This window comes from Pseudomonas sp. MD195_PC81_125 (assembly GCF_014060985.1).
GTDB classification, from domain to species: domain Bacteria; phylum Pseudomonadota; class Gammaproteobacteria; order Pseudomonadales; family Pseudomonadaceae; genus Aquipseudomonas; species Aquipseudomonas parakoreensis.
Genome location: NZ_JABULD010000041.1, coordinates 1 through 804, shown reverse-complemented (window position 1 = coordinate 804; position 804 = coordinate 1). Strand labels below are relative to the sequence as shown.

The 804-nt window shown below is 55.3% G+C and carries 2 protein-coding genes; both read left to right on the top strand.

The window, feature by feature from the left end:
* The first annotated feature begins 204 nt into the window (after positions 1–204).
* Positions 205–414, top strand: coding sequence for a hypothetical protein (locus HT737_RS02340; protein ID WP_182401286.1), 210 nt, complete (start codon positions 205–207; stop codon positions 412–414).
* On the top strand, positions 411–668 hold the full coding sequence (locus HT737_RS02335; protein ID WP_047598405.1) for a hypothetical protein: 258 nt from the start codon (positions 411–413) through the stop codon (positions 666–668). Before HT737_RS02340 ends, HT737_RS02335 begins: the two co-directional genes overlap by 4 nt.
* The last annotated feature ends 136 nt before the right edge of the window (positions 669–804 follow it).

Here is an 804-nt window from a genome sequence, read left to right as displayed (position 1 = left end):
TTTGATCTTCAACGTCAAAAGATCGCAGCCTTCGGCAGCTCCTACACGTTTGTGCGTTGGACGACTTGATAGGTTTCTTCAAACACGCGAATAAAAGGCCTAAATAATCAACGAAGCTGATGTTTACTATGGCAAACCCTGAGTGGTTACCACGGCTTTTTTGATTGATCCTGACGGCACTGAAACATGCCCACGGAGCACATCATGGCCAGTTCAATCATCACCTCAGCCAAGCGCGGCGCCTACCTGGCCATCGGTCTTTACCTGGCTCTGGTGCTGTTTGTAAGCATCGCCGCGCAAACCCAACACATCTTCGACGCACCGATCGAAGTCGCACACCCCGGCATCCAGTTCGAACACCGCGCAGACGTGCTGGTTGATCGTGCTGAACTCGCAGGAGTGAGCGGCGCATGAAAGGCTACAGACTCTGGGTCATCGCCGGTCTGGCATTGATGACCAATGGCGCGGCGTTACTCGGTTTTGGTCAAGGCTCGGTCGGTGCGCTGGCGCGGGCCATAGAGGCCAATCACAGCATTGCGCACAATATCGAACGGGCCAACTCCCAAGGGTTGCTGGCCGGCAATCCGCCGATCAAGGCTGAGGTCGATTTTCTCGGGCCGTTTGAAGTGGATTGCATGGCACTGGGCATGTGCAACGCACTGGCTTAGACAACCCGATCATTGTGGTGAGGGGATTTATCCCCGATGGGTCGCGAAGCGGCCCCAGACCCGGCAAACCGGATTATTTTGATACACCAAGGTGTCTGATTTCAGGGCAGCTTCGCCGCCCATCGGGGATAAATCC